We start from the raw sequence: 5,990 nt of genomic DNA, 5'->3' as shown, positions 1-5,990 counted from the left end.
CCCCAATCACCTATTATTATAGGCTCATGGGGCCTCGTCACTTGATGGCCGCACCTAAAAACCATTCGTATTGGGTATCATTATTTGTTGTCTCTGTCTTTCTGGTAAATTTGCAATCAAGGCATTGTTTTGAAGACATTGCTTTGAAGGTATGTTGGTGGCCTTTAGTTGAGATAGTTTGTTGAGTCACTATTCATGAAAGTGTTGGCAGGAGAGAGTCAAGTACACTCTTTTTTGGTTGTTAATGTTTGCATATCAATGACTAACCATCTGAGATACCCTTCATATTGGGTATAATTTATAGATACACCCAACTATCAGATACAACGTAATTATCAAATACACTCAATGTGTGAAAACAAGGGAAAAATAGTGTTAATAAAGCCAATTATTAGAGGTGTCCTAAATAATCTGTGCCGGATCATAAAGATAATTGTGCTGATATTATTACAGATAAGTAATACTACTTTAGTATACTATTCATATTAGAGGTACTCTTAATTGTATTAGTTGCGCTTTGGGTATCAATACAAATTTTCAAAAAATTTACACTCAATACAACTGATCCCTGTCTTGATTTAGTATAAACTCTAGCATTAGTAACTGGCTTCATGGCTTCAGATTAGTCTGCAAAACGATGGGTATGTAGACGAGTATGTAAAAGTACGTAGAATGAAAAAAGTTATTGTATTGGAAAAAGTGCTTGACATAACCTTAAGTAGTATTAGAATTACCAACTCTGCATTGAGTTAAGAATATTGTTTTTGAAAGTTGTTCTTAAATATTGCTCCTAACTCAGTTTTTGTAACACTACTGTGTTAGTCAACAAGTTTTAATTTTTGAATATAGGAGGTGTACTCATGATTAAGTTTACAGGTTGCTATAAGTCAGCTTTGTAATTGCTTGAGTGCATCTTATTTGTGCTTGGGCAGTACAATTGCCCAAGCCAGAGAAACCTGGCCTTGGCCAGGTTTTTTTATGCCTGAAATTTTAGGGCAAGTGATTTAATACATTGTTGGTGGTATCCGCAGTGGGTATGGCTGTTTAATGTAAATATTTACTTGCCTTTATCTTATCAATCAATACTTGGGTATTAGCGGCTTGCATTGTGATGTAGCAGAGTATCTTTAATGCTCGTGTTTTTAGATATACATCATAATGTCAACAGTTGTTTATATAAGCTAAAAAGTAACTGACTAAAATCTCTGCAAACTCTACAGACCATTTGTGGAAGATATAGAAATGTTTTTTCTTTCATAAAGGTTGATGAGACTTGGCCTGGATATTACATATTTTGGGTATTAGGGGAAGGTATGTCGTTAATTTTTCAAAATCGTAATATTGGGTTGGAACGATTTAGCTTATAGCCAATAGTTGTTGGGTAACGATGACTCTGCTTATTTAGGGCTTACCTCTTGGTCGTCCCAAAGGCTTACTGTTGTCTGAAATTTATGACCTGAAAAGAATTAATCATCATTATCATTGTATTGATGAAATTATGATTAATATGCCGTATTTGTCGGCGAATAACTGATGCCTGTAATAAGGTATGTGGTATTAATATCAAATGTTTACTCCTTGTAATAAAGAGGAAAATAAAATGGCTAAACGAAAAAATAGCTGGCGAAATCTCATTGCAATATCGCCTTTAATGAAAAAAGGGGGTGTTCATGAGAAGTCTAATAAAGCAAAACGAGCTAGCAATAAAAGACAAACCCAGCGAGTGGTGTCGGAGTGGTCTGGTGGCTCCGATAACCAGGGCACTTTTGGCAGCTCACCTATAGCAAGCTTATGGTGTCCTTTAGGTGAATATACTCAGTTTAAGCTAAAGTAAGCGAGGTAGCGTCAATGCAATTACATTCGCTTGCTATCAGCCAAATGAGTTTTACACGAATTATTTTATTTAACACTAACCTTGAAGTGGTAGGTTAGTGTTTTATTATATTTATTTAACACGCGACTTTTCTGTTATTTCTTTATTGATTAATAGCGGTTAATTTCCCATCTGGGGTTGTTTGTAATTGATGAACACCCTGTTGAGCTTCTATTTGATAGCGATAGCCAATGGCTTGAATGCTGTTTTTGTTATTGCCTAACATAACCCCATATTTAGCCTCTTCACTGGAATCGCCTCGTTTAGCCAGGCAACTCCAACGATTAAACTGCTTGTTATACCAAGGGTAATGGGTAACGGTACCATCAGGGGTAACAGTATAAATGCCTTCATAAGGGTCGAGTGGACGATTAGGCTGCTGGTTTATTAGCTGTCTTGATGGACATACTTCAATAATTAGATAGTTTTCAAGATGGTCACTATAAGCAAATCCACATAATTGGGTTTGACCGGTTTGAATCGTGCAAGTTCGAATATGCTCCAACACAGGTGCTTGGTTGCTATATTGACTGAGTTGTTGGTTAAGCAATACTCGTTGGTTAAGATGAAGAAAGATCGTTTCGCTTGAGCTGAGTTGGGAGGGGAGTTGAGAGCACCCGGTGAGAGCAGCTAACGCGGTGAGAGACAAAAACCTGAATCCAGCACTATTCACAATCTACATCCTGACTTTTTAACTTGTAGCTTATTGACTTATAGTTTACTGATAACTTATTTATAAGTTAGTTTTTAACCATTAGCCCTATTGATGGGCAATCTTTAAACCTGGTTATTATATCATACTGGCTGATTTGAGTTGTGAATCGGCTTTAGAACTGGCAACTGTATAGTGATCTTAACGGTTTTACGGATGCAGTAGCAACGACGAGATGTTGCGGTGAGTTTTGATGATTAGCAACATCTCAAATAGTTGGCCACAGGGTAAAATGTCTGGTTAAAGCATATTATTTAAACAGTCTGAAATGAAGGCCTATTGACCAAATAGCTTTGTAAAACTTTCATTGTAATGATTGCTTGAGTACGATTTCGTACGCCTAATTTTTTGAAAATACTGGTTAGATGGGCTTTAACAGTCGCTTCAGCAACACCAAGTACTTGTGCTATTTGTTTGTTAACTTTGCCTGCAGTGAGTAATATTAGTACTTTGTACTGTTGGATAGACAACAATTTTATCCGATCACAAATAAAACTGAGTTGTTCTCGTTCTTCTGGCGTAATTTGTTGATTATAGTTAGGCGTTGGCCCATGGTTTTTAATATTATGAATTAGCTGAATGAGCTGGGTTGCCCCAGATTTTTTTGGGAAAATACCACTAGCGCCTAACCAGTAAGCTTTGGCTGCTGTTGAGTCAGTATTATTGGTAGGAGACATAGCAATAATTTTTATTTGTGGGGTATAGCGTTTTAGGTAATAAATATGCGCTAGCCCATAGCCGCCATCAGCTAAGATATCCAATAACAGCAACTTATTGCCTGGCAAGCGTTTAATTTTGCTAAGCCAAAGTAACGGATGATCAACTTCATATAAGGTTGTTTGGGTCAGTTGTGACTTGATGACGCGGATAAGCTCAGCGCGGAATAATGGGTGGTTATCATGAATAAATATCTGGTAATGTTTAGCCATAGTGTTGGGGCCTTTTGTTATTATTTTTTTAAGTGATCATTTTCACCCAATTCCATATGTTTCTATATGATTGAGCACGATATTACAAGCCCTTTTACTGTTTGAAAAGAATGGATCTGGCTGACGTTGTTTGTGTTGGTGAGAATATTTACACAATATCTGATGGGTTATTTTTCTTAGATAAAAAGTCAGGCAGTTTAACGACCTGACGATATACCCTGGGTATTTTTTATAAAGGAGAGTGATGGTTAAATTTTCATCAATTAATGGGAGGTATGCTATTTGGTTTTTGACCAGGTTGAGTCAATAGTAGTTTACCTTCAGTGGTAAGAGTGTACTGCTGCCAATCTTCTGCTAAAAACAGTTGGCCTTGGAAGTGCTCACTGGCTTCTTGTCGGATATCGTTGATAGTTAGCTTCCCTTGGTTATCAGAGTTCCTATAACGAGCACTAAAGTGAGTTAAAATTAAATTCGCTAATTTAGCTTGATTTGCCGCTTTAGCGACGGCAGCAGCGGTTGAGTGATGAATGGTGTTTGCTAATCTGTGCATTTCTGGCTCGGTTAACGTTGATTCATGTATTAATAATGTTGCTGATTCAAGCCAAGGCAACAGTTGTTGGGGATTAGCATTATCACCTGCAATCAGCACTTTGGGAGCAGGTGTTGCTGGAGATAGCAAATCATTGCCATCAACTTCTCGCCCATCATCTAGTACCACTCGTTTGCCTTGTTTCAATTGTTGATAAATCGGGCCAGGAGGGATACCAAGAGCTTTTGCTTTGGTTGCATTGAGATGGCCAGGAATATCGGGTGGGGAAATTAAATAACCATAGCTGGTAATGTTATGTTCCATGGGTACTACATCAACTTGATGTTGATCGATTGTTAATGTAGTGGGAACTGAGTTGACTTCAATAATATTGAGTGAAAAGTTAAGGTATAGCTGGGTGTGTTGGCAGATCCCTTCTATTAATGGTTTTATCCCAGCAGGACCAATCAGTGTCAATGGTAGATTTTGGCTGCCCCCTTGCAACGCTCGCGTGGCTAATAAACCAGGTAAACCATAGCAATGATCGCCATGTAAATGGGTGATGAAAATAGTGGTCAATCGACTCAGACTGAATGGAGTATACAGCAATTGGTGTTGGGTGCCTTCTCCGCAATCCACTAACCACCAGTCTGCTTGCTGGTAAGGCTGCACAGCAATACCAGTTACATTACGCTGTTTGGTGGGGATACCGGCTGAGGTGCCTAAAAAAGTGATTTTCATATGAGCTACTTCAGGTCAAATTGGCTACAGGGGTATGATTAGAATACTGTTAACAGGCCCTAGCCTACGATGATGAACTTAGCGATAATAGTGAAATGAAACAGCCGTCATTTACATTAGCTAGCCCTGATACTATCTCGCTACCTCTTATTGATGCTAGTGTATGGTACATGCCTGAGTTATTTTCTCATGCAGTTGCTGCGAATTATTTTCAGCAATTGTCGTCAATGGCAACTATTCAATGGCAGCAAACACAAATCAAACTATTCGGTCGTGAGTGTTACCAGCCCAGGCTCACGGCCTGGTATGGGGATGACCAGGCAGAATACAGCTACTCTGGCTTGAAGCTTAAGCCGTTGAGCTGGTGCCCGGTTTTATTAGAAATTAAGCAGGTGGTGGAGCAGGTAACCAGTACTTCATTTAATAGTGTGTTACTAAACTACTATCGAGACGGAGCTGACAGTATGGGGTGGCATAGTGATAATGAACCAGAATTAGGCTCACACCCATTAATTGCTTCGGTTAGCTTTGGTGCTGTGCGTGATTTTGTTATACGTCATAAGCACTATAAAACCAATGGACTAAAGCCAGTGTCGATGGCTCTAGCCTCTGGGAGTTGTCTGATCATGGCTGGTACTACCCAGCAATATTGGCAACACCAAGTACCCAAGCGTTCAATAAAGAAAATCCCTGATGGCAGAATTAATCTGACTTTCAGGTCAATTATAAAACCATCAAGTCTACGATAATGAATCAGGTAGTCAGTCAACTTTCAAGTAAACCCGTTCATTGTGAATTATGTGAGCGAGCAGAAACACTCACACGGCATCATTTAATTCCCCGTACCCATCATCGCCGCAAAATCTTTGTTAAGCGTTTTACTAAACAACAAATGACGAATAGTATTTTATGGCTTTGTCGCCCTTGTCACTCTCATATTCATAGCTCTTTTAGTGAACGGGATTTAGGGTTGCAATACAGCTCTCGGGAAGCACTATTAAACTGCCAGGAGATTACAGAATTTGTTGACTGGATAAAAGCCAAACCCGCTGGTTTTAAACCCAAGAGCAATCGCAAGCGCTGGTAATTTTTCATAGAGAATGAAATAACAAACAAAAATAGTTGCTTTAATTATACCAGTCGCGAATCATTTCTAGGTTCAATAATACAGCATCATGTGTATAATCCACTGTTATGAGAGGATTT

Annotated in this window: 6 protein-coding genes; 3 read left to right on the top strand and 3 right to left on the bottom strand. The window is 38.6% G+C overall.

Annotated features, from left to right (window positions below; genetic code table 11):
• Positions 1 to 1,600 precede the first annotated feature (1,600 nt).
• Entirely contained in the window at positions 1,601 to 1,834 is a 234-nt protein-coding gene (locus ORQ98_RS28710) for a hypothetical protein (RefSeq protein ID WP_274692264.1), read from the top strand.
• A 142-nt stretch (positions 1,835 to 1,976) separates the two neighbouring features.
• Here ORQ98_RS28710 and ORQ98_RS28705 read toward each other — a convergent pair whose 3' ends face one another.
• The 3 genes from ORQ98_RS28705 to ORQ98_RS28695 form a co-directional block, all read right to left on the bottom strand.
• Entirely contained in the window at positions 1,977 to 2,546 is a 570-nt protein-coding gene (locus tag ORQ98_RS28705) for a hypothetical protein (RefSeq protein WP_274692263.1), read from the bottom strand.
• Between the two features lie 293 nt (positions 2,547 to 2,839).
• The gene (locus tag ORQ98_RS28700) at positions 2,840 to 3,514 is read right to left on the bottom strand and encodes a response regulator transcription factor (RefSeq protein WP_274692262.1); all 675 of its coding nucleotides are present in this window, start codon (positions 3,512 to 3,514) and stop codon (positions 2,840 to 2,842) included.
• 259 nt (positions 3,515 to 3,773) lie between these two features.
• Complete coding sequence (locus ORQ98_RS28695) at positions 3,774 to 4,784, bottom strand: ribonuclease Z (protein ID WP_274692261.1); 1,011 nt, start codon at positions 4,782 to 4,784, stop codon at positions 3,774 to 3,776.
• 95 nt (positions 4,785 to 4,879) lie between these two features.
• Here ORQ98_RS28695 and ORQ98_RS28690 point away from each other — a divergent pair, with 95 nt between their 5' ends.
• Both ORQ98_RS28690 and ORQ98_RS28685 read left to right on the top strand, forming a co-directional pair.
• Positions 4,880 to 5,533 carry an alpha-ketoglutarate-dependent dioxygenase AlkB family protein gene (locus tag ORQ98_RS28690; RefSeq protein WP_274692260.1) on the top strand — a complete coding sequence of 218 codons (654 nt, stop codon included), beginning with the start codon at positions 4,880 to 4,882 and terminating at the stop codon, positions 5,531 to 5,533.
• On the top strand, positions 5,533 to 5,871 hold the full coding sequence (locus ORQ98_RS28685; RefSeq protein ID WP_274692259.1) for a hypothetical protein: 339 nt from the start codon (positions 5,533 to 5,535) through the stop codon (positions 5,869 to 5,871). The genes ORQ98_RS28690 and ORQ98_RS28685 overlap by 1 nt, the downstream gene beginning before the upstream one ends.
• Positions 5,872 to 5,990: the final 119 nt, after the last annotated feature.

Source organism: Spartinivicinus poritis (assembly GCF_028858535.1).
Lineage (GTDB): Bacteria > Pseudomonadota > Gammaproteobacteria > Pseudomonadales > Zooshikellaceae > Spartinivicinus > Spartinivicinus poritis.
Note: the sequence above shows the minus strand (reverse complement) of the source record. Positions and strands in the feature narration are given on the sequence as shown.